The organism is Paenibacillus sp. FSL R7-0313 (genome assembly GCF_037969885.1).
Taxonomy (GTDB): domain Bacteria; phylum Bacillota; class Bacilli; order Paenibacillales; family Paenibacillaceae; genus Paenibacillus.
Genome location: NZ_CP150219.1, coordinates 3,881,551 through 3,908,484 on the forward strand (window position 1 = coordinate 3,881,551; position 26,934 = coordinate 3,908,484).

Here is a 26,934-nt window from a genome sequence, read left to right on the forward strand (position 1 = left end):
CATGTTAAGACATAATGTTCAGGCAGCGATGCCAGTCGGAAGGAATGACCTTCCTGAACGTCTGCTTGAAGATTACAGATTGGAAGAAATGCTGCGCAGCCCACACCGATTCATCCGCCCTGAACCAGTGTCTGAGCAGCGTCTTCCACTGCAATGGAGGCACCGTGTACAATATGCGGTGAGCCATGCGGTTAATGCCTTTTACAGTCTCGACCCCGATGTTCGCAAAGAGGTACCTGTACAGTATTTACTTGAGAAGTGGTGGCCCAGAAAGACGGATGGTTTCGAATCTGTTCTCCATTACTGGGATGTGAAGAACAAGATTACGGATGAATTGTCACTCGCCATTGCAATGAACGATGATTTGAAGCATCCAGCCATTCTTTTTGAACAGTGGAGAACGGAGTTACCTTCATTATCCATGCATTTATCGATGATATTTCAGGCGGCCTGGCAGCCAGAAGGCTGGGATTCGCTGCTTATTCAGAAATATATGGTTGTCCATGATCCAAACGTAGTTGAGGCGTTTCAGCATATGGTCAGTGCATTCTGCTGGGAAGCCTTCGGAAAATTACCGGGTATGATCGAGATATACTGCTTGTTGGAAGGACGCAAAATCAGGTACATCCCTGGACGCCAGTCTCTGATACGTTCCATGGACTACATTCGCTTGATACGTGACAGCATGCCGCAAGCAGAAGTGGTGGAATCAGAACAGTTTACGACGCGTGATAAAGCTCGTATCCACGAAGAGGTAGATCGCTGGAGAACGGAAGCTGTTGAACCGAAGAAAACATGGTTGATGTGAAGGCGGTTGAAGGATAGATATATCATGCAGATAGAGGAGGGGAAGTTGCCATGTCTACCGGTCTAAGTCAAGATATAAGCAGCGGCAAGAGACGTGCAGGAACTTGCGAATTCAGTCCGTTGCCAGTACCCCAGTCGGTTATACGAAAGTTGCTTGATGAAGCAGATCCTTCATTATATGTGATGAGTTCAGAACCCTGGAGGTTTATGTTGTTTGCAGGCGAAGGGCGACAGCTATATCTGGAAGCGGTCAGACAGAGCTATCCACCCCATCTGGCTGATCGCTACGGCGATTGGGCTACATATCAATACACGGAAGCAATCCCTACCCATCTGGTTGTCGTGGCGCCTAGAAATGCCCGTGAGGATGATCTTCTGCCGGCCAAAGCCTGGAGCAAACGTTTTAGTATTCTGGCTGCGGAACAGGGTTTGAATGCGGTCTGGAAGATCAATGATTATCAACAACATCCTGTGTTTATGAATTTGATGGGTTTGACAAGTGAAGAGAAGGTGCTGGGGGTATTCCATATCGGTTACGGAGACCAGCCTGCATCGCGGGATATGGATGCAAGCAGACCAGCCTCTGAACTGATGACGGTCTATGACCATCTGGTATAAAAATGATTCATTGGTTCTCTTATTTGCTGGTGTTGAATAGAAAATCACGAACGAGCTGACGATTCGTCTGATCTTTGTTGTAGACGGAGAACAATCGATTGGACACCGTAAGGACATTGCCAAAAAAGAATCGTTCGAATTGGGTCTGTCTGCCCCCGAATGATCCAGCCCCAAGCTCCCAGACCAGGCGAAACAGAGCGTTGCGTTCGTGAGAAGCCATATCGTTCCCTTTCAGATATATATTCAGTGACGGAGCGACATCGGATTGAAACTCTTCTTCCTGAGGGATCATAATCACCCCGCTCGAACCCAAGAGTTGCAAAATTTCAATCATCTCAGGATAAAGTTTCGGAAAAAGGAGATTGGCTGCCATCAATGGTTTGGGTGCAGGTAATACAAATCCTCTTCCGTCTGGTATTGCACCTGCCTCCGCGGCCAAAGCCAATGCTTTTAACGATTCAAGACCTGCGAACACACGTGCAGATTTCTCTATAACATGTGCTTCCGTATTCAGATCCAGCGTATCCGTGAGAAGCTGGATTGTACCGAGAACAAATTCCGTCTTGGCTATATAACGACACAATACCTGATGACCTGCATGAATATGAAAGTTGCTACCACTGAAGAGACGCGAGGACATTTCCTCACTTCCTGCAAAAAATATCCGTTCATGCGGAACGAGCACCCGGTCAAAGATGACGATATTGTCCATTTCTTCATATCTGGAACTCAGAGGATAGTTGGTGTGAGATTCGGCTGCGTAAGTATCCCTGCATACCAGAGTGATTCCCGGAAGATCATTAGGGACAGCAAAAGAGAATGCAAATGGATTTTCGTCATCAAATGGGGCGGGAGAAGGTGACGGATAGACAAAAATCTCATCCGAAGTGGCAGCTTGTGTAGCCATCATGAATGCACCGCTAATAATGAGGCCTTCCTCGGTGCGATCTACGACCTTTGCGGCGATAGCATCCTCAGTAGCATCCAATTGCCCTGAGATTTTGCTGGCATATGGCTGAATGAAGGCATGGGATAACGTGATATCATGATCACGGCAGTACGCATAATAATTTTTGAGATTTTCTGCATATTGGGGAGATAATTCGTTCAGGAGATCGGCACCTGTGTAAAAGGACATTATGGCTGTATTCATGTAATCGGGTGAGCGACCAAGAAAGCCATGATGGACATTTGCCCAGATATTCATCCCTTCCCGTCGTTTACGGAGGTCATCGGCACTCGTTGGAGGCAGGAAGGATATGCCCACAGGTTTGCCGTCTGCCGGGGAGGCATACGTCATCTTTTCCGCAAATTGAGGGTCAGATTGCAGATCATACATGTACATCTGAGTCTCCATTAAACCAGCAAATGCTACATGTTCAGAGCGTTTTCCAGTAATAAGGTTACCTTTGTACCAGCAAGGGACGGACTGTGCATCAATTCGTTCGCGATACTGTGTGCCACTTTTAACAGGCATTATTATTCACCTCTTGGTTCTAATCGTTCATGGGCATACTGACTTCTTACGTAGTGTACGTAGGTCATCTGTCCAATGTGCATTGAAGAGGTGAGAAGGATTTTTACAGAATAGGGCTTGATAATAATTATCATTCTTGTTACAATAGACAAAGAAAAAAGGAACCGGTAAGGGCTCCTTTAAGTGGATCACATGAATTACTTATTTTACTTCAAAAGTCTTACAGTCTGTTTCAGCAGACTGACTTGCTTCTTTGTTACTGTGACTCACGATGTAGATCGAAGAAGCGTTACATTTGTTCTCTTGAGCCCAGTGACGACAGGAATTAACTTCACACAATACGTCTTTTGCCATGATTGTTAACCTCACTTTTAATTGGATTACAGTCGTTGGTATAAAGAATCCGGATATAACAAGTTGCCGCTTGCGAATCTGGAAAATTTTTGCTCTCTCACGAAATTCGGAGGGCTTTTTTGCGTTATACACAACGATGCACTCTTAGAATAGCAAATTTTATTAAAGCTTGCAACCAAATGACTTCCTTCTGTGGCAAAATAGTGTACATGCTGTGGTTATATTTGCAAAAAGGCAGTATTGTGCTATTATTTAATAGTAATAATTACGATTAAAAGTCTAAGTGGTTCTATATAACTTGAATCACGGACTGAAACCATAAATGAAGGAGCATGTGTTTACATGAGCAAAATGAACCATATGAACCGGATTCCCCGCGCAAAAGGGATCGATATGGCCGCTTTTTACACGCCAAAAGAGTGTAGGCGCAAAGCCCAGCATATTGTATTTTCCGCTGAAAATGAGCGTATCATTAACGAATTCATCACCATTCTGGGCATGAAAGAGAAGTTCAGAGAACATGATGTATCAATCCCCAACAAAATGGTCATGTTCGGTCCTCCCGGTACAGGGAAAACATTAACGGCATCACATCTGGCGGAGCGCCTTGATCTGCCACTGGTACTCGTGAGATTGGATGCAATCATTCATAGCCATCTTGGAGAGACGGGGAGTAATGTACGCAAGTTATTCGAATATGCACGAATGAATCCCTGTGTGTTATTTCTGGATGAATTTGATGCCATAGGCCGTACGCGTGAGAGCAATGATGAAGTGAAAGAGATGGCGCGTGTCGTCAATACGTTGTTGCAATGTCTGGACGAATTCGATGGGGACAGTATTCTGGTCGCTGCGACGAATCTGGAAACCCAACTGGATCATGCCATCTGGCGGCGTTTTGATACGAAGATGACCTATGGAATGCCTGATGATTCAAGTCGCAGATTGTATATCAGCAAGTTGGTGGGATCATTTGAACAGGAGACCCGGCTGGAAGATTACATATGTGAACGCTTGGCAGGGTGCAGTTATGCGGATATAGAGCAGATCGTTTTGAAAGCAAAGCGGAAAGCAATCATTGCCAGTAGTACACTTCATAAGCAACTGATCTCGGATGCTTATGATGAATACAGGCCACGTGTCTTAGAGTGTTGACTGCTTCCGTTTTGGATAGTTTGGATAAAGCAACAAGGAACAACGCTGAAATAGCCCAGTCTCCTGAATGGAATCCTGGGCTATTTGTCATGTTAGCATGTTGCGTTACACTTTAACGGCTGCTCCGTATGCTTTTTCTGTATTCATGGCTTCTTGTGTTGCAGTCCAGCGTGGCAGGCTTAATCTGAACATGCTTCCTTCCGGGCTGCTGGAGACAAGTGTCAGCTCACCGCCTTGTTCCTGAGCAAGTAGGCGGCTATATGTTAATCCTAGCCCCAAGCCGCGGTTACGACGTTTCTTGAGCTCTCCACGATAGAAGCGTTCGAAGATCTTGGGTTGGTCTTCAGCCGCGATACCTGTGCCGTTGTCCTTGACATCAACGTACAGCATCTGTTCTTCTGCGTGTAGATAAATATCGAAGACAGCCTTTTGTTCAGGAGCTGTGGCATGAAGCGCGTTATTAAGCAAATTTACAATGATCTGCTGAATGCGCAGAGCATCCCCCATGGTAAAGAAGTTGACTGGAGGGGAGTGCAGCTGAACCTCTGGCATTTTGTCCTCATAAGCAATCTTCCACTGATAGATGATCTCACCGACCAACAGCTTCAGATCCGTTCGTTCCTTGCGAACGGCAACACTTCCTGCAGCCATGGCGTTATAGTCAAGCAAATCTGCGACCATACGCTCCATACGTTCAGACTCCTTCAAAGCGATATCCAAAAATTCTTTCCCTTCCTGTGGACTCACGACATCGTCACGTACTGCCATAACGAGCCCCTTGATGGAAGTTACCGGTGTCTTGAGTTCATGACTGACCCCTGCCAGCGAAAGTGTACGCCATTCTTCGAGTTGTCGGAGACGAGTCGCCATATCTCGAAATGAATTTACAAGTTCATTGATCTCACGTTCTCGTGTATTCAAGTCAAGGCTCACATCATAATTGCCACCTCGAATCTGCTCAGCGGCATAGGCGACCTGACGAATAGGTCTAGATAACTTATTGGACAGGAGATAGATTGTAAACCATCCACAGAGGATTAGTCCTCCGAGGATTAGAGCCACGAGCCATATCGTCTCTGGACCAAATGTAATGGATTGTTTGGACTGCATAACCCATACTTTACCCAAGGTTTGATCTCCCTCGGATATGTTGACCGTTACACCTGCATATTTGTTGTTTCGCGGTTCAAGATAGTCATCTGACAGTCGATAATGCACATCTTTTTGCTCCATTTTAGGCTGGGAAAAGATCAATTGATTGTTATTGTCCAAGATCATGACACAAAAATAATGATCTGTATTAAATAGTTTCTCTCGCTTGGTTACCAGTCTGTCAAGATCGGGTGGAACACGAAGTATATTATTTTCACTGGTCACATGATCGGCAATCTCCAGACCAAGCAGTTCTGCGGTTTTGAGGCTTTTTTCAATAGAAGTTGTTCGAATCCAGTAGAGTGCCCCTGCCGCAATAATCGTGAAACCAATGCACAAAATGAGAAAATATCGCAGTGTCCAGTGTGACAGAATGGATATCGTCCGTTTGTTTTTTTTCTGTTTCAGTTGGCGATCCAAAATTGATACCCCATTCCTCGCAACGTCCGAATTTCTCCCGTCTCTGGCGACCAGTGGGAGAGGGCTTGACGAAGTCGTTTAATCGATAGATCCACAGCACGGTCACTGCCATCGTAGTCCATCCCCCATACCTGTTCAATAAGATGATCTCTGGTAAATGTACGATTCGGATAATCGGACAGGAAGAACAGTAACGACAGGTCACGAGGTGTGAGTGCAACCTCTGCACCGTTCAGCAGCACCTGCTTGGCAGCAAGATCAATGACGAGATTTCCAAAGGAACGCTTCTCTTCGCCACCTGATGTCCAATGTGGATTACGGCGCAATACCGCATTAACTCTGGCGACCACTTCTTCCGGTACAAAAGGTTTGCTCATATAATCGTCAGCACCGGCATTTAATCCGTTGAGACGGTCTGAAATGTCATCCAGTGCGGTTAGCATGATCACGGGACAAGCACTTTTTTCACGAATAATCCGCAGCAGATCCCATCCGTCCATTCCTGGCAGCATCACATCAAGTAATACCAGGGAAGGCGTTACGGTATCAAAAAGGGTAAGTGCAGTCGGTCCATCTGCTGCATGATGAACTTCAAATTCTGCTTTTCTCAGATAAGCAGCCAGTACTCGTGCAATAGCTTGTTCATCCTCGACGATAAGTATGGATTTCAAGAAAAGCGTTCTCCTTTCGCTGAGTAAACTTGTACTGATTTTACATGAGCTAGAGCGTAAAGCCAATCCTGTATTACGGATTTGAAAAAAATATGGGACTTGTCTTATCTTGACTTCTTCCTGACACATTCAATTGATATGATTCACTCCAACAAGCAATCTAAACAATAATATACTGGAGGAAACATACAGATGAACAAGAAAGCAAAAGCATGGCTTATTACAGGTGTGGCGGCGGTTGCCGTAATTGGTGGCGGGGGTTACTATCTCGCAAATAGCTACTTGGGGAACAACGTGGAGATTGAACAGGTGCTTCCTGCCAGCACAGCAACTTCCACAACAACTGTAGATAGCACAGGAACGGCTGTAGCCAATGAAACTGCAGGAGCAGAGCAACTGAACGGAGACTGGAACATCAGCGAAGGTTCCAAAGTATACTTCTCCGTAACCACTTCACAGGAGACGGTTAATTTTGTGGACGAGCAGGTAACAGGGAATTGGACAATTAATGTAGACGATGCTTCTCAGATGAAGGCAGAAGGACAGATCGAGATGGACGGAATTGATTCCGGGAATGGACAGCGTGATGGTCACGTGAAGCAAGCCGATTTCTTCGACATTGCGACATATCCACAGGCAACATTTACAGCGACGTCATTTGAAGGGGTACCTGCGGAATGGCCTGTTGGTCAAACGGTTGATATCAAAATGAATGGTACGATTACTGTTAAAGGTATTGAAAAAGAAGTAACTTTTGATGCAAAAGCTGCTTATGAGAATAACGAAGTATTGTTGTCGGCGACATCGATGGTAACGTTTGAAGATTTCGGAATGGAAAATCCACACTCCGTTGTGCTCTCAACTGAAAATGATATCCAGGTACAGCTTGAATTGAAACTTTCTAAATAAGTGTAACAATGATCATATACCTGAAAATCTGTTCTGTTCTGCCTTACGGTAGACGGACAGATTTTTTTGTTTCTTTTGCAAAATAGTGTGATTAATATAGCTCAAATGTAACTGTCACAGGATCATATTGTTAAAATAACTGCTGTTTCCTTTGGATTATGCCGTGTCGCCTATCACTATTAAGCGCTTACAATGAGGAGGATTCATAACATTCATTGATCCATGCACAATCAAACACAAAAAGGGGGAGATCAAGAGTGAACAAAAGGTACATAAGCGGGTGTCTGGTGTTACTGATGCTATTCTGTGATCTGGGACTGATGGTTCGTCCAGCGGCTGCAGAAGATGCAAAAGTCAACGTGGCACTTAACAAGCAGGTTACGGTAAGCACAGAATATTTGGAGTGGGGGAGTAAGAAGGAGCACTTGGTTGATGGTAAAAGTGACACGCATTGGGCTGCTAAGGCTGGAGTGACAACGGAACAACCACAGTGGGTCATGATTGATCTGGGTGAGGCCTACAATCTGTCCGGAGCGGAAATAACGTGGAGAGAAAACACGGTTGTGAAATATATGGTAGAAACATCTGCTGACCAGCAGGCATGGACCAACGTTGTTGATCAAAGTGAAAATGCCGATCCTAAACAGATCGCTGATCTGACGTTTGAGCAGAATGATGTGCGATACATCAGACTGAACATCTCCTTTTACAAGGGTGAAGGAGTCTGGCCGGAAATATTGGAGTTCAAAGTGTGGGGAGAATCAGAAGGCACTGAACCAGCCAATATTAAAGGATATGATGAGATCGAAGTGAGAACGGTGACAAGAAGTGCGCCAATTCTGCCTAATCAGGTAAAAGCATGGTACCAGAATGGAAAATCAGGAATGGTGCCAGTGGAATGGGACAGTATTGACCCTTCAGAGTACGCACATGCGGGCAGCTTTACCGTGACAGGTGCGGTATATGGTGCGCCTCCAGAGCCTCAGCTTAAAGCTAAGGTGATCGTTGAGGGATATCGTGAAGACTATGTTAGAGGTGTTGATATTTCCACGTTGACTGCCATTGAGGACAAAGGCGGAAAATACGTGGACAGCAACGGTACAGAGCGTGATTTGCTTGATATTCTCAAGGATCGCGGTGTCAATTATGTGCGTCTTCGTCTGTGGAATGATCCACAGAAATCAGGGGGATACAACGATAAGGAAGATGTCATTGAGCTAGCCGCACGGGTGAAAGCAAAAGGAATGAAAGTGCTGCTTGATTTCCATTATTCTGACGAGTGGGCTCATCCGGGACAGCAACTTCGTCCTAAAGCTTGGGAAAGTTATACTTTCGATCAATTGAAACAAGCTGTATATGATTATACGTATGAAGTTGTAAGTGAGATGAAAGCCGAAGACGCTATGCCTGATATGGTGCAGATCGGTAATGAAATCAACAGTGGTCTTCTGAACGGCTTGAGCAGTGACGTGGATTTCAACGAAAATGTTGCCTTGCTGAAAAGCGGAGTCGATGCTGTACGTGCAGTAGAAGGAGAGATGACCGATAACGCGGATAAGGTGAAGATTATGATCCATCTGGCTGAAGGTGGCAAGGTGGATACGTTCAAATGGTACTTTAAAGAGTTAAGTGATGGCGGACTGGACTATGACATTATCGGATTGTCGTATTACCCGTTCTGGCATGGGACGTTTGCGGATGTACAGAAAACGATGAATGAAGTGTCAGCCGAGTTTGGCAAAGATGTCATTATCGCTGAAACGTCGTATCCATTTTCCTATAAAAACGGGGATGCTCATGGCAATATCATCGGATCGGACGAAGCGCTTCATGTAGGGGGAGCAGACTTCCCCGCAACCGTTCAAGGTCAATATGATGCCATCGCGGGCATTATGGACATGATTGCGAACGTGCCGAATAATCATGGTGCAGGTTTCTTCTACTGGGAGCCGGCGTGGATTCCGGCCGGTGTAGGCTGGATTGCATCCGAAGGGAATGCATGGGAGAACCAAGCGATGTTTGATTACGATGAATTTCCGGCCAACGGCGGGCATTCGTATGAAGGCAGAGCGTTATGGTCCCTTGATGTGTACAAACGTGGATTGAGTCTTCTGCCCGCAAACCGCCAGCAACTGGATGCGGCACTTACACGAGCCAAATCATTGGTACAGACTGATTTTACTCCGGAAAGCTGGGTGACTCTGGCTCCGGCAATCTCGGCAGCGAATGATGTATACCAACAGGCATACACGCCGGGCGGGGTAACTCAAGCAGATACAGATGCAGCGACAACAGCACTAGAACGTGTGATGCAGCAGATGCAGGTTATCGCCCCGCAGCTTGACGAGCTTCGAGCCAAAATAGCGGAAGCCCGTACGTATCAGCAGGCTGACTGGTCTGCGGCCACTTGGGCGGTATTGACCAAAGCGCTGGAAGGCGCTGAGCAGGTCTTGAATGATCCTAGAGCGACACAGACGGATGCGAATACAGCGGTTAAACGTTTGCATGATGCCATTGATGGTCTATCCAATGTGGACAAAACACAACTGCACCAGTACATTCAACAAATGCAGCAGCAGACTAAATCTTCCTATACACGCCGGAGCTGGTCTATATTGGAACAGTCTTTGCAGGCAGCGATTCAGGTCCGAGATAACAATGCTGTTGTTCAGTCTGAGGTGAATTCAGCACTGAATACGTTGAAACAAGCCTTTACTAGTCTGGTCTCTCTGGAGGCTTTAACAACGGGCAAAACGGCAACGGCTTCGAGCAGTGCAGGGACAGGAGGCAATCAAGCCAACTCTCCTGAAGGTGCAATTGACAACAATCCAAACACTTCATGGGGAACAGACCAGAGTAAGGATAGCTGGTGGCAAGTGGATTTGGGTCAGGTTGCTAACCTCCGCAAAATCGAAATGTCGATGTGGAGTGGCGGCATCAAATATACGATCGAAGTGTCCAACGATAACAAAAATTTTGTGAAAGTAGTGGACACCACAAGTGATGTTGTTGTATCGACCGCACCTAGCCATGTACTTCCAGAAGGCACGGAGGGACGTTACATTCTGGTAACGATTAAAACAGGTCCCACATGGGTAGGATTTATGGATTTTGAAGCCTACGGTACATTCCCGGCGGACAAATCTGCACTGCAAGCTACGGTAGATACCGCTGAGAAATTAAAACAAACCGAATACACGACTTCAAGCTGGAATGTGTTCAGTAAGGCGCTTTCTGAAGCGAAGGCATTCATTCTGGATGTTGAATCTTCAACGCAAGATGTAAGCAATGCGGATCGTGCGTTACAAGATGCTGTGAGTAAGCTTGTACGTCAAGATGTAACACCTGGCCCTGGGCAGCCATCTCAACCAAGTGAACCATCACAACCGTCCAACCCGGGAACAGCTCCAACGCCAGGAAACCCTGTAGTGAACCCACCGGTTGATTCGGTTACTTCACCAGCGAAGGGTTCGATAACGGTAAAAGGAACAGCAACCGGGGATGACAAGTATTCGATTCGTCCAGATGCATCTCAATTAACTCAGGCACTGCAATCCATGGATGCAGGAAATCGTACGTTGAAACTGCTTGCAGATGTACCCGACACAGCCAAGACAGTCACATTCCAATTGGCTGCAAGTCAACTGGCAGCATGGATTCGTTCCGAGGAAGTGAAATCCCTGGATGTAGTCGTAGGACAAACTACCGTTCGTGTTCCTCTAAAATCACTCCCGCTAACCATTGCGGAGACTGCGGGAACGTTCGACATCGTAGTGGCAAAAGGATCGACAGATACACTGTCCACATCGCAAAAAGCAGCGATCGGTAATCATGCGATTGTTGATGTAAGTTTGTTAATGAACAATAAGCCATTGCAATGGACAAACAGAGCGGTTGAGGTTGCTCTATCCAATGTGGAGCAACCTAAAAAGAATGATGTAGTTATGGTTGTACATTCCGTATCTCCAAGTGGTGAAATGAAACCTGTTACGTATTCCAAGTACGATGACAAGACAAAGACGATGGCGTTTAAACCGCTGGAATCGGGCAGTTATGTCATTGCAGAAGTTGAAGTACCATTACATGATCTGCAAAATCACAATTGGGCTCTCCAAGAAGTGCAGAACCTATACGGTAAGGGAATTATTACGGGGATGAATGCAACACGTTTTGTCCCACAAGGTGAACTGACCAGAGCACAATTTTTGCAAATGATTATTAAAGGTATTGGTGATGTACGCCATCCCGATCCATCTATCTCAATCCCAACAGATGTGAAGGAAGGGCAGTGGTATGCCGATTCAGTACGACTCGGAATTGAAATGAACATTATTCAAGGCCGGGTGGATGGAAGCTTTGGAGCGAATGAACGTATTTCGCGAGAAGATATGGCCGTTATGCTGAACAGAGCACTGCAGGTTGTGCAAAGTGATCAGGATGCGAACAATGCTGCACAAGGAGATATGGTGTTTGTAGACAACGCCGAGATCGCCGGGTATGCAAAAGAAGCTGTAGCTTCGATGCAACAACTTGGACTGCTAAAAGGCATGCCTGATGGCACGTTTGCTCCGAAAGAAACGGCGAACCGTGTACAAGGGGCTGTTGCAGTCGCCAGACTGATGGAACAACTGTATTAGAGATAGTTCAAAAAGTCCGTTTTTATTATGAAGGATGCCTGGTGCATCATCAGCATGCATTAATAGAAAATAACGTAGCAGGTAAAGAGATCGAATCAAATGATTCGATCTCTTTATTTTTTTGTGAAAAGAGATTATATAAGTTTAACTATTGATTTACACGATAACGGAGAGGACAGAAAAAACTGAAAAAGCGAAGCGTTCGCCTTTATCACCGGATTTTCCCTTTAGAAAAGGGAATCGAAAAAATCTGGGGATAACAGCGATTAGAAGGTTATTCTGTCATCGGAGTGTCAGTGTAAATAATCTTTAGTTCAACTTATATAGAACGGACCCGCTTTCTTTAAATAGGCATATAAACATTTTGTTAATGTCGTATTGACAATATCGAATTCATTTGTTATCATTTCGATAATATCAAAACGACAATATTAAGAAATGGGGAATGAGCCATGTTTGGATTCCGATTCGCGAAGTTTCAACCCAGTGAGTATGTCATGAAAGTGAAAAATGGTGAGGTACAACGTCAAGGTGTAGGATTGTCCTTCTATTATTATGAGCCGACCACATCGGTAGTGGTTCTACCCGTGTCCTCGGTGGATGTACCATTCATGTTCGAAGAGATTACGGCGGATTATCAGACGGTTACTGTGCAGGGGCAATTAAGCTATCGAATTGTGGATTACCTGAAAATAACCCAGAGCCTGAATTACACGTACAATTTGCGCAAGAATCGGTATATCTCCGACGACCCCGGCAAGCTGGACCAACGGGTAATCACCACAGCGAAAGTACTAACCAAGAAACATCTGGAGCAAATGCCGTTGAAAGAAGCCATTCAATCCAGTGAACGGCTGGCAAGCAGCATGAAACGCGAAGTTGTGCAAAGTGAAGAGTTGGAGAAACTGGGCGTTGAGTTGATGAGTTTATCGATTCTGGCTATTCTTCCTAATAAAGAGACGATGCGTGCATTGGAAGCACAAGCGCGGGAAGAGATTTTGCGTCAGGCAGATGAAGCGCTCTATGTACGTCGGAATGCATCTATTGAACAGGAAAGACGAGTGAAAGAGAACGAACTGAACACCGAAATTGCCGTAGAGACAAAGAAACAGCAAATTCGCGAGACCCAATTGCAGGCTGAGCGCTCGGTGAAACAGAAACAAAACGAGATGGAGCAGGAGCAGCTTCAATTCAATACAGCGATGGAGGAACGTAAGCAACAACTGATTGAGTTAACCATTGCCAATCACAATGCGGAAGCGGATGCCAAAGCGTATGAGATTGCTGCCGTGATGAATTCATTGCAAAATGTACAGCCAAATGTACTGCAAGCAATGGCGAATATGGGCATGAATTCTGATAAGCTGATAGCACTTGCATTCCAGGAACTGGCTGAAAATGCAGGCAAGATTGGGCAGCTTAATATCTCGCCGGATCTGTTGCAAGGATTAATGTCTCCCGCGCCGGGCAGAGATCAGGGAGGTCGAGCGAGATGAGATTAGGAAGAAGAGAGCAAGCAGAGCAGGCAGGAAAATCAGTACGTCAGCAGCCTGCGGCAGATGATCGAATGAGCGAACATAAACTGATTCTGGTGAAACGCCGGACCAGGCTGGAAGAGCTGGTGGTTCGATATAACACGGTACAGCAAGCTCAGTTCTATATTGAACGTCTGGGAGCAGATTTCAGTGATTATATGGAGGAAGACCGTCGTTATCGGTTATCCGTACAGCAGGCGCAGCAGCAACTGGGACAATTGGGTCGTGTACAGACCATTGATCGGGAACATGTACCCAATTTTATCTTTGGTGAGCAAGATATCGTGGTCGTGGTTGGACAGGATGGGCTTGTAGCCAACACCCTCAAATACGTAACCGAGCAGCCGCTCATCGGAGTGAACCCGGACCCGATGCGGTGGGATGGGGTATTATTACCTTTTACCGTGGAGGATCTCAGCTTCATTGTTCCTGATGTCATTCGAAAGCAACGAACCTTGAAAGAAGTCACTCTCGCCAAAGTGGAACTCAATGATGGACAGTATCTATATGGTGTGAACGATCTGTTCATTGGCCGGAAGACACATGTATCGGCACGTTATGAAGTGCGATTGGGTTCATCCGCAGAACAACAATCCTCCAGTGGTATCATTGTATCCACAGGTATGGGATCAACAGGCTGGTTCAAAAGTGTGCTGGCCGGAGCCACTGGAATTGTAGGGTCAGCGGCATGGCAGAACATGAATTCTGAAGCTGAGGTTGCTACAGCATCGGCATCCATTCATGGAAGCAGGAGGGAACTGAATCATTTTAACTGGGATGCGCCGTACTTATATTTTTCAGTACGTGAACCGTTTCCGAGCCGGACGACAGCTGCCAATCTGGTGTTTGGACAGATTAATTCAAAGCAACCATTGCACATTGTCTCCCAGATGCCAGAGGATGGTGTTATATTCAGCGATGGGGTTGAGCAGGACTTTCTTGAGTTTAACTCAGGGGTGGAAGCTATTATTGGGTTGGCAGAGAAGAGGGGGCGTCTCGTAGTCTGACCCTTTATTTCCAAGCCGTTTCCGACTAGAATGGGTAACTAGATGTGATACATTGACGTTAGGAAACGGAAAGAGGGTTAACGATGCAGTCGATAATGTTGGTTGAAGATGATGCCAAGCTTGCTGGATTGCTGGCGGCTTATCTGACCCGAAATGGATTCCAGGTACAGGTCACCGATGATTTTCGTCATGTACTGGATGAATTTGTGGAAGTGAAGCCGGACCTTGTGCTGATGGATGTGAATTTGCCTCAATATGATGGATACTATTGGTGCAGGCAGATACGCACACATTCCATATGTCCCATTTTATTCATATCGGCTCGTGATAGTGGTATGGATCAGATTATGGCGTTGGAACATGGAGCGGATGATTATATTACGAAACCTTTTCAATATGAAGTCGTTCTTGCCAAAGTCCGTAGTCAGCTGCGCCGAGCCTATGGTTCTTACGCTGCTGTGCACCAGGAAGTAACAGTGAAGAACGGGCCCATGATCCTTTATCCTGAGCGATTTGTATTGGAATATGATGAGCGTTCTACCGAGCTAACACAGAAGGAAGCGATACTGGTGGAAGCGTTGATGGCGAAGGCAGGGCGAGTGGTCAGCCGGGAAAAATTACTTGAACAGATGTGGGAAGATCAACATTTTATTGATGACAATACGTTGAATGTCTATATTACACGTGTACGCCGAAAGTTGAAGGAACTGGGTGCAGAAGAGATTTTGGAGACGGTTCGCGGAGCGGGTTATCGTGTGTTGGATCTGGATTCGTCCTCACAGGTGAAAGGGAAATGAGACTGTTCCTGAAAGACCACCAGATGTTAGTTGGATTTTATGTGCTGCAGATGTTGCTGGTTCCGTGTGTCTACTGGCTCTCTGGTGAGGGCCGTCCGATGAAGATTGTTCTCTATGGCATGTTGATCAGTACTGTTGTGCTGTTGGTCTATCTGATCATACGTTACTTCCAGCTGCGAGCGTATTATCGTCTGCTTGAACAACCACGTAAACTGGTAAACGAGCCTTTTCAAACGCTTGGAAATTCGGTCGTGGCGGAAGCCATCCAGGAATTGTTACATGAACTGGAGCGTAATCGGCAGAACGAGATAGGTCAGTTACGTACTAGCAAGGAGCAGCAGGTGGTATTCATGAATCGCTGGGTTCATCAGATGAAGACACCGTTGTCTATTATTCAACTGACCTTGGAAGATGTGGAAGATGAGACGGCTGGCAGCATTCAGGATGAGCTGGATAAAATGCGCAAAGGACTCGAAATGGTCTTGCATTCATCACGGCTTGAACAGTTCGAAGGGGATTTTCGTGTGGAGCTGCTGTCTCTGCATGAGGTGCTTCGAAGCAGCATTGCAGAGAACCGACGTTTGTTTATACGCAGAGGCATTACGCCGGATATCCGTATAGAGGAAGAACTTCAAATCTACAGTGACTCCAAGTGGCTGCGGTTCATGTTCACCCAGATCCTGACCAATGCCGTGAACTATTCCGATAGCAAATCAGGCAAAAAAGTGATCATTACAGGCTATAAGCAGGAAGAGCGTACAATCCTGGACATTCAGGATGAGGGAATCGGCATCTCGTCCGAGGACATTCATCGTGTGTTCAATCCCTATTTTACAGGCGAACGGGGCAGACAATACCACGAATCCACAGGAATGGGGTTATATCTGGTCCGTGAGATCAGTGCCCGACTGGATAATCGAGTGGAGTTGTTTTCGGAGCCGAATGAGGGAACATTGGTCAGATTCAGCTGGGTTCAATCGAAATATCTGAAGTGAAAAGTGCTTTGCCTATGGGCGAAGTGCTTTTTTTTAATGTACAGAAGTGTGATAGAGGAGGCAGGGGAACAGAACCTTAAACGCGCTGTAAGGGAAGTTTAAGGTAATTCGATAGCACCGTTACGGGAGGTCCGTTAGGATAAGAATAGAAATAACGTATATAGAATGAAAGATTCGGAGGGGAATACACATGGAAATGTTAAAAGTATCGGCACTGTGCAAAGTATATCAGGGTAAAGTGCAAACTCAAGCCCTTAGTGATATTCATCTGACAATTAAACAAGGTGAGTTTGTGGGTATTATGGGCCCGTCGGGCAGTGGAAAAACTACATTGTTAAACATGGTTTCCACCATTGATGAACCCAGCTCAGGCAAGGTTCTGATTAATGGCATGAATCCTTTTGATATGAAAAAGAAGGAACTTGCCATGTTCCGGCGTCGGGAACTCGGATTTGTCTTTCAGGATTTCAATCTGTTGGACACGCTGACGGTTGCTGAGAATATTGTACTCCCATTGACACTGGACAAGGTCAAACTGAAGGAGATGGAGAGCAGACTTCATCGTATTACAACCAGGCTTGGCATTGATCACATTTTGGATAAACGAGTTTACGAAATCTCGGGCGGACAGCGACAACGAACAGCCATTGCGAGATCCATGATTAATATGCCTTCGATTGTTTTGGCGGATGAACCAACCGGTGCCCTGGACTCTACGTCATCCCAAGCGGTCATGGAGTCACTTGAACAGATTAACCAGCAGGAGAAAACGACCATTATGTTGGTCACACATGACCCGCTTGCGGCAAGTTATTGCAACCGAATTGTATTCATCAAGGACGGGAAACTGGCAGCCGAGGTACACCGTGGAGATAATCGGCAGACGTTTTTCCAGCGAATCATCGATACTTTATCCTTCTGGGGAGGGAATTCACATGAGCTTTCCTCAGTTCGCGTTTAACAATATTCGCCGGAACGGGCGAGCGTATATTGCTTTTTTTCTAAGTAGTGTGTTTATGGTCATGATTTTCTTCGCTTATGCGGTGTTCATCTATCATCCGTATGTGAAAGAGTTGCCGATGGGTGACACAACTGCTACGGGGATGCAGGTGGCTTCGATCATTGTATATGTGTTTGCATTTTTCTTTGTCATGTATTCTATCAGTGCTTTTCTCAAATCACGGAACAAAGAGTTTGGTATTCTGACCATACTTGGTGCAGAGCCCGCACAGATTCGGAAATTGGTCATTTTGGAAAACATGTTGATCGGCTGCCTGTCCATTATTGCCGGTATCGGGGGAGGGATGTTGTTGTCCAAGCTGTTTCTGATGTTAACGACTCGTTTTATCGGGATGGACGATTTGCCCTTTTATTTTCCCGTGAAAGCGATTCTGATTACGATCGGGGCCTTTTTGATATTGTTTTTCTGCATTTCACTCTTCACATTACTCTTTATCGGGAACAAGCGGACGTTAGAGCTCTTGACGGGAACCAACAAACCTAAAAAAGAGCCCAAAGCTTCGTGGTTCTTCTCACTTCTGGGTTTTGCATTACTTACAGTAGGTTTTGTGGTACTCCGTAGCGGGTTAAATGGCGGAACAATCATGCTTGCAGCAGTAACAGGGATAGCCGGGACGTATTTTTTCTATTCACAACTTTCCGTGCTCATCATCCGTTTATTGAAGCGTAATCGTAAAACGGTATGGCGTGGTACACGTCTGTTATGGATCTCAGAGATGAGTTACAAAATGAAGGATAATGCTCGCATGCTCTTTATGGTGACCGTGGTGATTGCAATTGCTTCGATGAGTGCAGTGGTGATTTTGTCACTGGATCAGGAGAATCGGGAGCAGTTTATCAATAATGATTTTGCAGTCCAATACAATGTATACACACCCTCGGATCAATTGGATATGAGCGCCGTTGATTCGAGACTTCAAGCCGCAGGCTTGGATTATCAGCAAGTGTATTTGGAGTACTTCTGGTCTGATGCGGATCTGAGTGCTGTCTCGGTCATGCCGCTCAGTTATTACAACCGATTCAATACAATTCTAGGAAAAAAGACATTCCAATTGGATTCAGACTCAGCATTGTTTGTAGATTCGCGTAATGAGAAGGATCAGGATCAGATTGATCGCAACAGGTTTCGCAATTATGCGGAAGGAGACACATTGACCTTGAATCTGGAAGCTGGCTCAATGCAAGCAACAGTTACAGCTACGGATGTTGAGACACGGTTTGCAACCTTGATCTATTCAACAGCTGTGGTTGTCCTCCCGGATGAGAAGTTTGAAGAGATCACACAACAGATCAAAGGATACAGGTTATCTGGCAAAGTTCTGTATCAGATTCCTGCCTGGGGTCATGCTGTACCTGACCGGCACTCCTCGGAAGCCATGGTTAGCGATCAGCTACTGTCGTCCGCAGATACCATTCGAAGCGATAATGCTTCGGATGAGAATTACTCCGGATTTCTGACCACTCGATATGGAGATTTTGAGAGATACAGACAGGGCACAGCACTCTTTACCTTTCTGGGTATATTTATCGGATTAATCTTCTCCATCTCTTCCGCAAGCTTTTTGTATTTCAGACTGCATACCGATCTTGAAGCGGATGGAAAGATGGTGCATTCTCTTTCGAAAATGGGTCTCAGTTTCCAAGAGATGAAACGATCATCCACCGTTCAGATTGCCATCCTGTTCTTCTTACCGATCGGGGTAGCTATCATTGAAACTTTGGTCGTAGTTAAGCCATTTCTTACTGAATTCGGTATTACCAATTATACGATGCCGGTATTGACTGTATTTGGTGCCTTTGTACTTGCACAGACGTTTTATTTCATCATTATACGTTCGAGATATATCGCTTCTCTGCGCAAAATGATGGTGTAACCATCTTAGAAACAAACGGTCATTAGGACCGACCATGATTTGTTTATTGCCCGCATTTTCTTGATTCAGATCAAGGAAACGCGGGTTTTCTTGCGATAAGATGAATGTATTCACAGATTATATTATCGAGGAGGACGATTATCATGAGTATTACGTCATTGCAAGAAGTCAAAACGTTCAGCGAGGACCGGTTTACGAAACGGGTTTTATTTCAACAGGGTTGTGGAGTGACCTTTGTCCTTCATTTTCTGCCAGGGCAGCAGCTTCCCGTTCATAAACATCCGGGCACAGAGGTTATTTTACTGGTAGTCGAAGGCACAGGCACACTTATTCTAGATGGAAAAGAACAAGCGGTGAAACAAGAGGATGTGATCCATTGCGGCGGTGAGGTGGAGTTCGCATTCCATAATTCAGGAGATCAGGAAGTTCGTTTGTTCGTGGTGTTAAACAAAGTGCCAGCAGCATCCTATGCAAAGGACATCTAACATCTAATATCAAGGAATCGATATAATGATTCACTGATCGGCACTAATATAAGGGAAACTCTATTTTGGAGTTTCCTTATTTATTTTTATTCAAGAATATTCTCCTGCAACAATCGTCCTTCTAGCAATCTCCGGGGTGTATATCAAGTATATGTTCCCATCGCAAAATAAAAAGCATACTTAGGTCTGAGAACATCAGATCTTAAGTATGCTTTTTCGTATTCCGGCAGCAATTTGTTCATTCATCCGGTCACTGTTCATTCTGCCTAGAAGTATCCCAACATTTCTTTGGCTTCATTCGACATCAGCTGTGGAGACCATTGTGGCTCCCAGACCACTTGAACATCAATATCGGTCTTATTTGTATTTTTCTGCAAAACCCATTTCACCGCACCAACAATCGTATCGTGCAGCGGGCAACCTGGTGTAGTCAGCGTCATTCGTACATGAACCCGTTCAGGCTCTTCCCTTACTTCATACACCAGACCCAGGTCAACGATATTGACACCTAATTCAGGGTCATACACTTCCTTGAGACATTCTAGCAAATGCGTGGTTTGTTCCATCATGTTCACTCTCCAGTCCACCTTATTTATGTTAACGTCTGAATACCAGAGCAATATTTGTTATATAAACGATGGAGACAAGAGACAAGATCGTCCCTCCAACCATCATGACCTCAGCCAGATTAATCAGAATTCCACTGACAAGCAACAGGCTTCCAGCGACCATGGCGAGCATACCCCAATTGACATACTGTTCACTCAGCATACCTGCCATCAGTGGTGTTTCGGGTCTGCCTGCCTGCTTGCCATATTTGTGGGTCCACCATAGAAAAGGCACGATTTTGGAGGCATAACCAAGTATGTTGAGAGACACCCAGCCCCCGAGATATACCCATCCAGACAGCAGAACAACACGTGGATGAAGCAGCAGTTCAGTCCCTTGCGAGGAATAGATCAGTAGGGCAACTGCATATACAGCAAACGCACGACTTACATAGACAGACCAGCGAATGCCCGGACCTGGGTTACTTTTGTGCCGTTTCTCCTGAATTTGCTCCAAGTGATACACATAGAAGAGAAGGGCGGCGGTTAGAAGTAAGAGCGCAAGCCAGAGCAATCCTCCCTTGATACCTGTCAGAAATGCGACAACGCCAGTAACTACAGCTGCATTCCACAGAACCAAGACCACTTTTTGCAGTCGAATGGAATACTCGTGGGACAAGTAGAACATCGGAAGCATTTTGTAACTGAATCCGTTAATCAACATGCCAAACCAGCCGAGTGTACCCATCCAGATATGTGCGCCGAATAAGCGTTCATGTAGACCGTTCCAATCACCAAAGGCAAAATTCAACCCCATCAGCATGCCGGACAACCCGGTTAACACAAGATAAAGACAGGCGCAGGCGGCGCTAATCGTCACAGGGTTCCATTGTGAAGCTCGGAAAAGGGTGACGGTCATGTTCCATCCGAACACTAGAATGCCCGAAAGGGCGAGTGTAGCAGAACCGGCAATCCAGGTGACATCTGCACGAATGAAGCCGTATAACATGCCCACGATTCCGATACTGAACAAGAAATAATGACAATAACCGAGAAACAGACTGTAGATATTGGATTGCAAAATAACATGTATCAACTGATAAACGGCACCCATGGCCAGCATGGTTGCCCACCCAAGCACAAACAGATGAGCATGAAACCAGCCTTCGGGACCTCTGAGTTCATCACCAAGCCAGCCTGTTAGCGAGAGCAGGGAGAATGCATGATACATTATAAATCCAAAGATGCCCGTGATAATAAAAAGAAACGGCAACCTGGACATGGCTTTTGCCTCCTTACCCTTTTTCAATTCTCACTTTGGCCGTACCATCGGCTTGATCCTCAACCGTGAAGGGGCAACCGAGGTTGTTCAACTCTTCAATCAGGAAGACTGGCACACGGTCATTATGAATCAGTACGACTTCCCCAGGTTTGCAACGTTCCAGTGCAGCAAGTGTTCGCATCATGGGTTGTGGCGGTTCCAATCCGCGATTGTCCAGTATCACGGTGGGCGCCTGTAGGGATTCAAAGTTTTCAATCGCAACAGCTTGCTCCTCCGGATGGCCTTTGCATGAAGCTGATTCTTCGTCTGAACCGGGCTCAGAATCGAATTCCGATCCAGATAAAACTATTGAAGATAATGCTTTGTCACCGGTTTTATTTTTTTTGTGCACAAACGTGGTAACCCAGTGATCTGAACCTTTTCGTTCCGATGTGCTGGAGTATCCTTTCATCTTGAGAATACCGAGCAGGGGCGTTGGTTTGAATGGAGCGTGTAGTACAAATACATCTTCATGCTGAAGGCCTTTGACCGTGTCCATGATCAGTTGAAACGGCTCCAACTTTTTACTCAGATGAGGACGCACATCCAATTCAACAATATGGACATCAGATGGAGACATGTGCGTTCACATCCGATCCTGCACTAGCTACATCCGCCTGTTGTACCAACTGTAGAGATGATTCATACAGGGCGGCCATTCCACCGTGCAGCGCATAGAAGAATGACTCCGGCGCATCGAGGGAGAAGGACAGATAGGCTTTGGGGTCCATCCCGAGCACACGCTCAAAAAGTCTTGCGCTGTCATAGGCGTAAAAACAGAAATGAGTATATTCGAATACAGGCATTTTTTCGTAAATGGTGATAATCTCTTGCGCATATTCCGCTTGCTCACGCTGTGCCATTTGAACCATGGTTGTGGCGTCTTCCAGCCGTAGCGTGATGCGAAGTGTAGTATCGTCAATGATTTCAACGTGGGCCATAGCGGTTCAGCTCCAATCTATAATTTGCTGATTTTGACCTGGAAGGTTGTAGGACCCTGCTCAATATACTCCCAGTTGAAGCCATCGGGATGTGTGGACTGGAACTGGAATCGAAGGGGTTTTGGATCGTGATCGTTAATGAGCAGCATGGATTCCTGTGGTTGCAACTGATCAAACGTTTCGAAAATAACTTTATGTTTCAAATGCGGTGGATACTCCGTGGCATTAATGGTTGCTGCGTATGTGTTCATGTGTCATTCCTCCAAATAGGGATAGTGTGGTGTTACAATTTGATTATAGAAAACGTGAAGAGGAGTCTGTGTGAGCAGGGTCACACCTTTTTTAATGTCATAGACTCGCCTTATTTAAGTCAGAATCCTGTGTGGAAAGAGTGCCATGGGCAAGCCAAAGCTAACAATATCCTGATACGTATAATGCTAATTGTGCATGCGAAAGAGACCTTAACATCGATTACGAGCGTTAAGGTCTCTTTGTTGACACACGGTTTAATGTAATAGCGTGGGAGAAAACAGTGTATCTGGGTGCAGGGTGGTCACGCATCCCTTTGTTGTTTCAAAGCTTGCAAATCATGAATAATGATCCGGCTGCGATCCACTTCGAGCAAATTCTCTTTTGTAAGCTGGTTTAAAAGCCGATTCGCTGTTTCCCTTGTAGTTCCAATGGAGTTGGCAAACTCCTGGTGTGTCATGGGCAGGTTGATGATAATCTGGTCTCCATGCATTTGTCCGTGCTGCTCTGCGAGCATAAGAAGGAAGGAAAGCACACGATTGCGTACATCCTGACCAGAAAGCACCTGCAATTTATCCTGTAATTCTCTTATTTTGTCACCGAGTACACGCATAATTTTGATCGCAATGGAAGGTGTGCTCAGCATTAATCGTTCGAAAAGTCGGACAGGTATGGCTAGTAGTTCGGTAGGGGTAATGGCTTCTGCGGTAGCCGGGTAAGGGTGCGCGTTAAAAAAGCCGGTGTGTGGGAACATATCTCCTGTTTTGAGGAAAGAGACAATCTGTTCATGCCCGTTCTCCTCGGTTTTATAGGCCTTTACTATGCCGGTACGGATGAAAAAAACAGCTTCTTTTTCGCTTCCTTCGCTGAAAATAACTGATTTCTTCTGAATGCTTCTGGAAATGGCGATATCTTCGACTTGCTTTAATTCCTCGGGGCTAAGGTCCTGGAAGATGGGGAACTGTTGTAGAAACTCCGCTGTTGTATCTTTGTTTACCCTACTCATGAGAATCTCTCCTCTCTGTGTTCATAGTTCTGAACGACGACATCATTGTATCATAGCGTGATTTTTGAACACATCAGGTGATATAGATCACCGTAAAGCCACATCACTGTTTTTGATTGCTCAACGAGGGTTAATGGAATGATAGAATATGATTAAACAAGAGAGGGGTCGGCCCGGATGTGGACTGCATTCATGTGGGGCGGCATCTCTGCCTCAGCGGTGGTTATTGGCGCACTCGCAGCCTTGTTTCTGAAGATACCCAAACGAGTCATTGGCTGGATCATGGCTTTTGGGACAGGAACATTAATTGGTGCAGCGACCTTTGAACTTCTCGGAGATGCGCTGAATGATGGAGGAATTATACCTACAGCTATTGGATTTACGGCGGGTGCCGTCGTGTATACCCTGTTTGACCTGCTCGTTTCTGCAAAGGGAGGAGCAGGGCGTAAACGTTCGGCAAAGTCGGGAGACTCGAATCAAAGCGGGCTTGGGATCTTTGCAGGCACGGTAATGGATGCTATCCCGGAATCTATCATGCTTGGAGCCAGCTTGCTCGCCGGAAACGGTGTCAGTGTGGTTCTGGTAGTATCAATCTTTGTCAGCAACATCCCTGAAGGTCTGTCCAGTACGGTTGGACTACAAGGCAAGTACAGTCGTGGCAAAATCATATTGATGTGGCTGAGTGTATTGTTGATCTCCGCGCTTGCAGCACTGGGCGGATATCTGTTTCTGGAACAGCTTCCAGAGGAGATGGGTGCAGCGATTGGTGCATTTGCAGGTGGCGGAATCATTGCCATGATCTGCTCGACGATGATGCCGGAGGCATTTGAAGAAGGTGGACCTGTAGTGGGTTTGATTGCATCCATGGGATTGCTTGTGTCGCTGTTGCTCGATCTGTAGATGACAGAATAAGCTTCCAATCGCTGAGTTGAATTTATATAAAAAGAGTATCCGAACAGAGTGGTTTCTGATCGGATACTTTTTTTTGCCAAAACAGCTTCCTCAGCATTCGCAAGTTTTCTTACCTAATTCATTGGCTTCGAACAGGCGGTTCCATTCTTTCCCTGAGCTGTTCCAGTTGAAGAATAAGAATGCAGTTTCCTGTAACCTGAAGAAGTCCCTGAGTTTGCATCATGGTAAGTTTGCGACTAAGTGTTTCGGGTGTAATACCGAGTAACAGAGCCATATCTTTTTTGAAAACAGGCAAGCGAATCTCATGCTTTGCATGATTTCGGGTATGGAAATACAAAAGCAACTTGGCAATCTTCTGTTCCGTTGTCATCGCACTAAGCGAGCTGTTCCATTCATCGGTTTCACGGAGAAGATTGGAAATGGCAAGCAGGAAATGATAAGCAAGCTTTGGATCATGTTCAAGTAACTGGTCAAAGTCATGTTTGTTGATGGAGCAGATGGCCGAAGGCTCCAGAACTTCAGCGTTTGCAGGATGTGGTTTTTGGTGTAACAGGGAATCTTGTCCGAAGAAATCGCCGGGAAACAGAAACCGCATAATATTTTCCTTGCCACTTTCATTGTATTTGGATAACTTCACACATCCCTGATGAACCACGTAAAGCGTATCTGAGCGTTCGCCCTCCTGGACGACAACTTCACCTTTGTTATATTTGCGGGTATGCAAAAGGGAGGTCAGTAATGCAGTTTCGGATGGATCTAGATGCTGGAAAAGGGATACTTTGGAGAAACAGGCATCCTTCGCTTCATGCTCACAAATCATCGTCTCATCACCTCGAAATTGTTCAGAATGGGTATAGCCGTTATCTATTGTCATGTGTCAGTGAGACATGGCAGTTCCACCATGATCCGTACCATCCTTGGTCACACGCAGAACAGCGGCAGCGCCTTTGGCTACATGGTTGAACTGATGCGTTACAATCGCATAATCACCTTCTTCGGTCACGGTGAACTCTACGACAGCTCCACCACTTGCGGGAAGCATAACCGTCTGTATTCCATACTGAATGTTGCGTGGATTCCCATCAGTATACACACGGTCCATAATGGTACCCACAACGTGGAAGGATGAGACTTCATTGGGGCCGGCATTACTGACATAGATCCGCACCGTATCTCCTACTTTGGCTAACAGGGGATGTTTTACTAATCCATAATCATTACCGTTAAATACGACATAATCCGGTTCCCCGTTCAAAAAAGCTTCATAATCATGTTCTTTGTACCATTCACTCTGAACAAGGGTATACTCACGATCAACCAAGTGATCGGAAGGGTATCCTGCCTTGGGTTCCACAATAATCATGCCGTACATCCCGTTTGCGATATGGGCAAGAACCGGTTTGGTTCCACAGTGATACATGAATACGCCGGGTGAGGAGGTGGGATAGGTGAACGTACCTTCCTCGCCTGGCATAACATCAATAAATTTGCTGCTGGGAGCAGCATGTACGGCGTGAAAATCCATGGAGTGAGACAGGCTGGAATCTTTATTTTTTAACGTGAACACCAAGGTATCTCCCTCGGTTACTCGTAGGACGGGTCCGGGAACGGTACCATTAAATGTCCAAGCATTGTAGATTACACCTTCGGAGATTTCAACATCTGTAACCTGGGCCGTCATTTCAATATATACCGTAGTACCTTCTCTGCGAATGATCGGGTCCACCGGGGGGTGACTGATCGCAGAGGAGGAGACTTCATCGTGGTGAACAGGTTTAACCGTATCGGTTGAACTACAGTGAGAGAGAGTTGCTGTGAATATAGCGAATACGAGTGACCATTTATATACATTCAGTAAGGAGAACATAGTTGCACAACCTTTACTCAAGTGATGTTTTTCACAATCTAAAAAGCAGGTTTTCTTTCATTTCAGTAGTTATTTAGTTATAGATTACGTTATTGAGGTGGAGACGGGTGTGATGAGGCACACACTTGGGTATGTCGTATTAGAGGCATTTCCAACAATCTGTCTTCAATTGTTGTG

The 26,934-nt window shown here is 45.7% G+C and carries 25 protein-coding genes; 13 read left to right on the plus strand and 12 right to left on the minus strand.

All coding sequences use genetic code 11. The features are described 5' to 3' along the window. Position 1 precedes the first annotated feature (1 nt). Entirely contained in the window at positions 2 to 808 is an 807-nt protein-coding gene (locus tag NSQ38_RS17130; RefSeq protein ID WP_339783058.1) for a hypothetical protein, read from the plus strand. Positions 809 to 858: 50 nt separating this feature from the next. Next, positions 859 to 1,425, plus strand: coding sequence for a nitroreductase family protein (locus tag NSQ38_RS17135; protein WP_133385300.1), 567 nt, complete (start codon positions 859 to 861; stop codon positions 1,423 to 1,425). A gap of 19 nt (positions 1,426 to 1,444) precedes the next feature. Here NSQ38_RS17135 and NSQ38_RS17140 read toward each other — a convergent pair whose 3' ends face one another. Together NSQ38_RS17140 and NSQ38_RS17145 are read right to left on the minus strand one after the other, a co-directional pair. Beyond that, the gene (locus tag NSQ38_RS17140; protein WP_339783060.1) at positions 1,445 to 2,902 is read right to left on the minus strand and encodes a 4-hydroxyphenylacetate 3-hydroxylase N-terminal domain-containing protein; all 1,458 of its coding nucleotides are present in this window, start codon (positions 2,900 to 2,902) and stop codon (positions 1,445 to 1,447) included. Between the two features lie 201 nt (positions 2,903 to 3,103). After that, positions 3,104 to 3,256: a DUF1540 domain-containing protein gene (locus NSQ38_RS17145; protein WP_076209985.1), complete on the minus strand. Its 153-nt coding sequence runs from the start codon at positions 3,254 to 3,256 to the stop codon at positions 3,104 to 3,106. 342 nt (positions 3,257 to 3,598) lie between these two features. Here NSQ38_RS17145 and NSQ38_RS17150 point away from each other — a divergent pair, with 342 nt between their 5' ends. After that, positions 3,599 to 4,411 (plus strand): ATP-binding protein, encoded by an 813-nt coding sequence (locus NSQ38_RS17150; RefSeq protein ID WP_339783061.1) that lies wholly within the window; start codon positions 3,599 to 3,601, stop codon positions 4,409 to 4,411. A 105-nt stretch (positions 4,412 to 4,516) separates the two neighbouring features. Here NSQ38_RS17150 and NSQ38_RS17155 read toward each other — a convergent pair whose 3' ends face one another. Then, positions 4,517 to 5,983 carry a HAMP domain-containing sensor histidine kinase gene (locus NSQ38_RS17155; RefSeq protein ID WP_339783063.1) on the minus strand — a complete coding sequence of 489 codons (1,467 nt, stop codon included), beginning with the start codon at positions 5,981 to 5,983 and terminating at the stop codon, positions 4,517 to 4,519. Further along, positions 5,968 to 6,654 carry a response regulator transcription factor gene (locus NSQ38_RS17160; RefSeq protein WP_036613325.1) on the minus strand — a complete coding sequence of 229 codons (687 nt, stop codon included), beginning with the start codon at positions 6,652 to 6,654 and terminating at the stop codon, positions 5,968 to 5,970. Before NSQ38_RS17160 ends, NSQ38_RS17155 begins: the two co-directional genes overlap by 16 nt. A 192-nt stretch (positions 6,655 to 6,846) precedes the next feature. On the opposite strand from NSQ38_RS17160, the gene NSQ38_RS17165 reads away from it, so the two are divergent. From NSQ38_RS17165 to NSQ38_RS17205, 9 genes are all read left to right on the plus strand, one after another. After that, complete coding sequence (locus NSQ38_RS17165; RefSeq protein ID WP_074095583.1) at positions 6,847 to 7,563, plus strand: YceI family protein; 717 nt, start codon at positions 6,847 to 6,849, stop codon at positions 7,561 to 7,563. A 257-nt stretch (positions 7,564 to 7,820) separates the two neighbouring features. Further along, a complete protein-coding gene (locus tag NSQ38_RS17170) occupies positions 7,821 to 12,200 on the plus strand; it encodes a glycosyl hydrolase 53 family protein (RefSeq protein ID WP_339783065.1) in 4,380 nt (1,459 codons plus the stop codon). Between the two features lie 452 nt (positions 12,201 to 12,652). Next, the gene (locus tag NSQ38_RS17175; RefSeq protein WP_062835104.1) at positions 12,653 to 13,696 is read left to right on the plus strand and encodes an SPFH domain-containing protein; all 1,044 of its coding nucleotides are present in this window, start codon (positions 12,653 to 12,655) and stop codon (positions 13,694 to 13,696) included. 71 nt (positions 13,697 to 13,767) lie between these two features. After that, on the plus strand, positions 13,768 to 14,742 hold the full coding sequence (locus NSQ38_RS17180; RefSeq protein ID WP_339790580.1) for a sugar kinase: 975 nt from the start codon (positions 13,768 to 13,770) through the stop codon (positions 14,740 to 14,742). A gap of 83 nt (positions 14,743 to 14,825) precedes the next feature. Then, positions 14,826 to 15,539 carry a response regulator transcription factor gene (locus NSQ38_RS17185; RefSeq protein WP_339783067.1) on the plus strand — a complete coding sequence of 238 codons (714 nt, stop codon included), beginning with the start codon at positions 14,826 to 14,828 and terminating at the stop codon, positions 15,537 to 15,539. Continuing rightward, positions 15,536 to 16,534 (plus strand): sensor histidine kinase, encoded by a 999-nt coding sequence (locus tag NSQ38_RS17190; RefSeq protein ID WP_339783069.1) that lies wholly within the window; start codon positions 15,536 to 15,538, stop codon positions 16,532 to 16,534. The genes NSQ38_RS17185 and NSQ38_RS17190 overlap by 4 nt, the downstream gene beginning before the upstream one ends. Positions 16,535 to 16,724: 190 nt before the next feature. After that, positions 16,725 to 17,495: an ABC transporter ATP-binding protein gene (locus tag NSQ38_RS17195; RefSeq protein WP_339783071.1), complete on the plus strand. Its 771-nt coding sequence runs from the start codon at positions 16,725 to 16,727 to the stop codon at positions 17,493 to 17,495. Continuing rightward, positions 17,470 to 19,428 carry an ABC transporter permease gene (locus NSQ38_RS17200; RefSeq protein ID WP_339783073.1) on the plus strand — a complete coding sequence of 653 codons (1,959 nt, stop codon included), beginning with the start codon at positions 17,470 to 17,472 and terminating at the stop codon, positions 19,426 to 19,428. Before NSQ38_RS17195 ends, NSQ38_RS17200 begins: the two co-directional genes overlap by 26 nt. 143 nt (positions 19,429 to 19,571) lie before the next feature. Beyond that, positions 19,572 to 19,913: a cupin domain-containing protein gene (locus NSQ38_RS17205; protein ID WP_339783075.1), complete on the plus strand. Its 342-nt coding sequence runs from the start codon at positions 19,572 to 19,574 to the stop codon at positions 19,911 to 19,913. Positions 19,914 to 20,179: 266 nt separating this feature from the next. Here the strand turns inward: NSQ38_RS17205 and NSQ38_RS17210 are convergent, their stop codons facing one another. The 6 genes from NSQ38_RS17210 to NSQ38_RS17235 all read right to left on the minus strand — a co-directional run bounded on the left by NSQ38_RS17210 (position 20,180) and on the right by NSQ38_RS17235 (position 23,978). Then, positions 20,180 to 20,479: a metal-sulfur cluster assembly factor gene (locus NSQ38_RS17210; protein ID WP_339790583.1), complete on the minus strand. Its 300-nt coding sequence runs from the start codon at positions 20,477 to 20,479 to the stop codon at positions 20,180 to 20,182. Between the two features lie 31 nt (positions 20,480 to 20,510). Then, positions 20,511 to 21,743 (minus strand): hypothetical protein, encoded by a 1,233-nt coding sequence (locus tag NSQ38_RS17215; protein ID WP_339783077.1) that lies wholly within the window; start codon positions 21,741 to 21,743, stop codon positions 20,511 to 20,513. A gap of 13 nt (positions 21,744 to 21,756) precedes the next feature. Then, positions 21,757 to 22,362: a DUF2249 domain-containing protein gene (locus NSQ38_RS17220; protein WP_339783079.1), complete on the minus strand. Its 606-nt coding sequence runs from the start codon at positions 22,360 to 22,362 to the stop codon at positions 21,757 to 21,759. Beyond that, positions 22,349 to 22,723 (minus strand): hypothetical protein, encoded by a 375-nt coding sequence (locus NSQ38_RS17225; protein ID WP_339783081.1) that lies wholly within the window; start codon positions 22,721 to 22,723, stop codon positions 22,349 to 22,351. The genes NSQ38_RS17220 and NSQ38_RS17225 overlap by 14 nt, the downstream gene beginning before the upstream one ends. A gap of 17 nt (positions 22,724 to 22,740) precedes the next feature. Then, positions 22,741 to 22,974 carry a DUF2249 domain-containing protein gene (locus tag NSQ38_RS17230; protein WP_036613358.1) on the minus strand — a complete coding sequence of 78 codons (234 nt, stop codon included), beginning with the start codon at positions 22,972 to 22,974 and terminating at the stop codon, positions 22,741 to 22,743. A 302-nt stretch (positions 22,975 to 23,276) separates the two neighbouring features. Then, positions 23,277 to 23,978, minus strand: coding sequence for a Crp/Fnr family transcriptional regulator (locus NSQ38_RS17235; RefSeq protein ID WP_339783083.1), 702 nt, complete (start codon positions 23,976 to 23,978; stop codon positions 23,277 to 23,279). A gap of 177 nt (positions 23,979 to 24,155) precedes the next feature. Here NSQ38_RS17235 and NSQ38_RS17240 point away from each other — a divergent pair, with 177 nt between their 5' ends. After that, a complete protein-coding gene (locus NSQ38_RS17240; protein ID WP_133385286.1) occupies positions 24,156 to 24,878 on the plus strand; it encodes a ZIP family metal transporter in 723 nt (240 codons plus the stop codon). 130 nt (positions 24,879 to 25,008) lie between these two features. Here the strand turns inward: NSQ38_RS17240 and NSQ38_RS17245 are convergent, their stop codons facing one another. Then, entirely contained in the window at positions 25,009 to 25,764 is a 756-nt protein-coding gene (locus NSQ38_RS17245) for a Crp/Fnr family transcriptional regulator (protein WP_339783085.1), read from the minus strand. A 3-nt stretch (positions 25,765 to 25,767) separates the two neighbouring features. Continuing rightward, positions 25,768 to 26,757 (minus strand): multicopper oxidase domain-containing protein, encoded by a 990-nt coding sequence (locus tag NSQ38_RS17250; protein ID WP_339783087.1) that lies wholly within the window; start codon positions 26,755 to 26,757, stop codon positions 25,768 to 25,770. Positions 26,758 to 26,934: the final 177 nt, after the last annotated feature.

Coding starts and splice junctions, on each gene's coding strand:
- NSQ38_RS17130 (WP_339783058.1), top strand. CDS start 2: ATGTTAAGACATAATGTTCAGGCAGCGATGCCAGTCGGAAGGAATGAC.
- NSQ38_RS17135 (WP_133385300.1), top strand. CDS start 859: ATGTCTACCGGTCTAAGTCAAGATATAAGCAGCGGCAAGAGACGTGCA.
- NSQ38_RS17140 (WP_339783060.1), bottom strand. CDS start 2,902: ATGCCTGTTAAAAGTGGCACACAGTATCGCGAACGAATTGATGCACAG.
- NSQ38_RS17145 (WP_076209985.1), bottom strand. CDS start 3,256: ATGGCAAAAGACGTATTGTGTGAAGTTAATTCCTGTCGTCACTGGGCT.
- NSQ38_RS17150 (WP_339783061.1), top strand. CDS start 3,599: ATGAGCAAAATGAACCATATGAACCGGATTCCCCGCGCAAAAGGGATC.
- NSQ38_RS17165 (WP_074095583.1), top strand. CDS start 6,847: ATGAACAAGAAAGCAAAAGCATGGCTTATTACAGGTGTGGCGGCGGTT.
- NSQ38_RS17175 (WP_062835104.1), top strand. CDS start 12,653: ATGTTTGGATTCCGATTCGCGAAGTTTCAACCCAGTGAGTATGTCATG.
- NSQ38_RS17180 (WP_339790580.1), top strand. CDS start 13,768: ATGAGCGAACATAAACTGATTCTGGTGAAACGCCGGACCAGGCTGGAA.
- NSQ38_RS17185 (WP_339783067.1), top strand. CDS start 14,826: ATGCAGTCGATAATGTTGGTTGAAGATGATGCCAAGCTTGCTGGATTG.
- NSQ38_RS17190 (WP_339783069.1), top strand. CDS start 15,536: ATGAGACTGTTCCTGAAAGACCACCAGATGTTAGTTGGATTTTATGTG.
- NSQ38_RS17195 (WP_339783071.1), top strand. CDS start 16,725: ATGGAAATGTTAAAAGTATCGGCACTGTGCAAAGTATATCAGGGTAAA.
- NSQ38_RS17200 (WP_339783073.1), top strand. CDS start 17,470: ATGAGCTTTCCTCAGTTCGCGTTTAACAATATTCGCCGGAACGGGCGA.
- NSQ38_RS17205 (WP_339783075.1), top strand. CDS start 19,572: ATGAGTATTACGTCATTGCAAGAAGTCAAAACGTTCAGCGAGGACCGG.
- NSQ38_RS17210 (WP_339790583.1), bottom strand. CDS start 20,479: ATGGAACAAACCACGCATTTGCTAGAATGTCTCAAGGAAGTGTATGAC.
- NSQ38_RS17215 (WP_339783077.1), bottom strand. CDS start 21,743: ATGTCCAGGTTGCCGTTTCTTTTTATTATCACGGGCATCTTTGGATTT.
- NSQ38_RS17220 (WP_339783079.1), bottom strand. CDS start 22,362: ATGTCTCCATCTGATGTCCATATTGTTGAATTGGATGTGCGTCCTCAT.
- NSQ38_RS17225 (WP_339783081.1), bottom strand. CDS start 22,723: ATGGCCCACGTTGAAATCATTGACGATACTACACTTCGCATCACGCTA.
- NSQ38_RS17230 (WP_036613358.1), bottom strand. CDS start 22,974: ATGAACACATACGCAGCAACCATTAATGCCACGGAGTATCCACCGCAT.
- NSQ38_RS17235 (WP_339783083.1), bottom strand. CDS start 23,978: ATGAGTAGGGTAAACAAAGATACAACAGCGGAGTTTCTACAACAGTTC.
- NSQ38_RS17240 (WP_133385286.1), top strand. CDS start 24,156: ATGTGGACTGCATTCATGTGGGGCGGCATCTCTGCCTCAGCGGTGGTT.
- NSQ38_RS17245 (WP_339783085.1), bottom strand. CDS start 25,764: ATGACAATAGATAACGGCTATACCCATTCTGAACAATTTCGAGGTGAT.
- NSQ38_RS17250 (WP_339783087.1), bottom strand. CDS start 26,757: ATGTTCTCCTTACTGAATGTATATAAATGGTCACTCGTATTCGCTATA.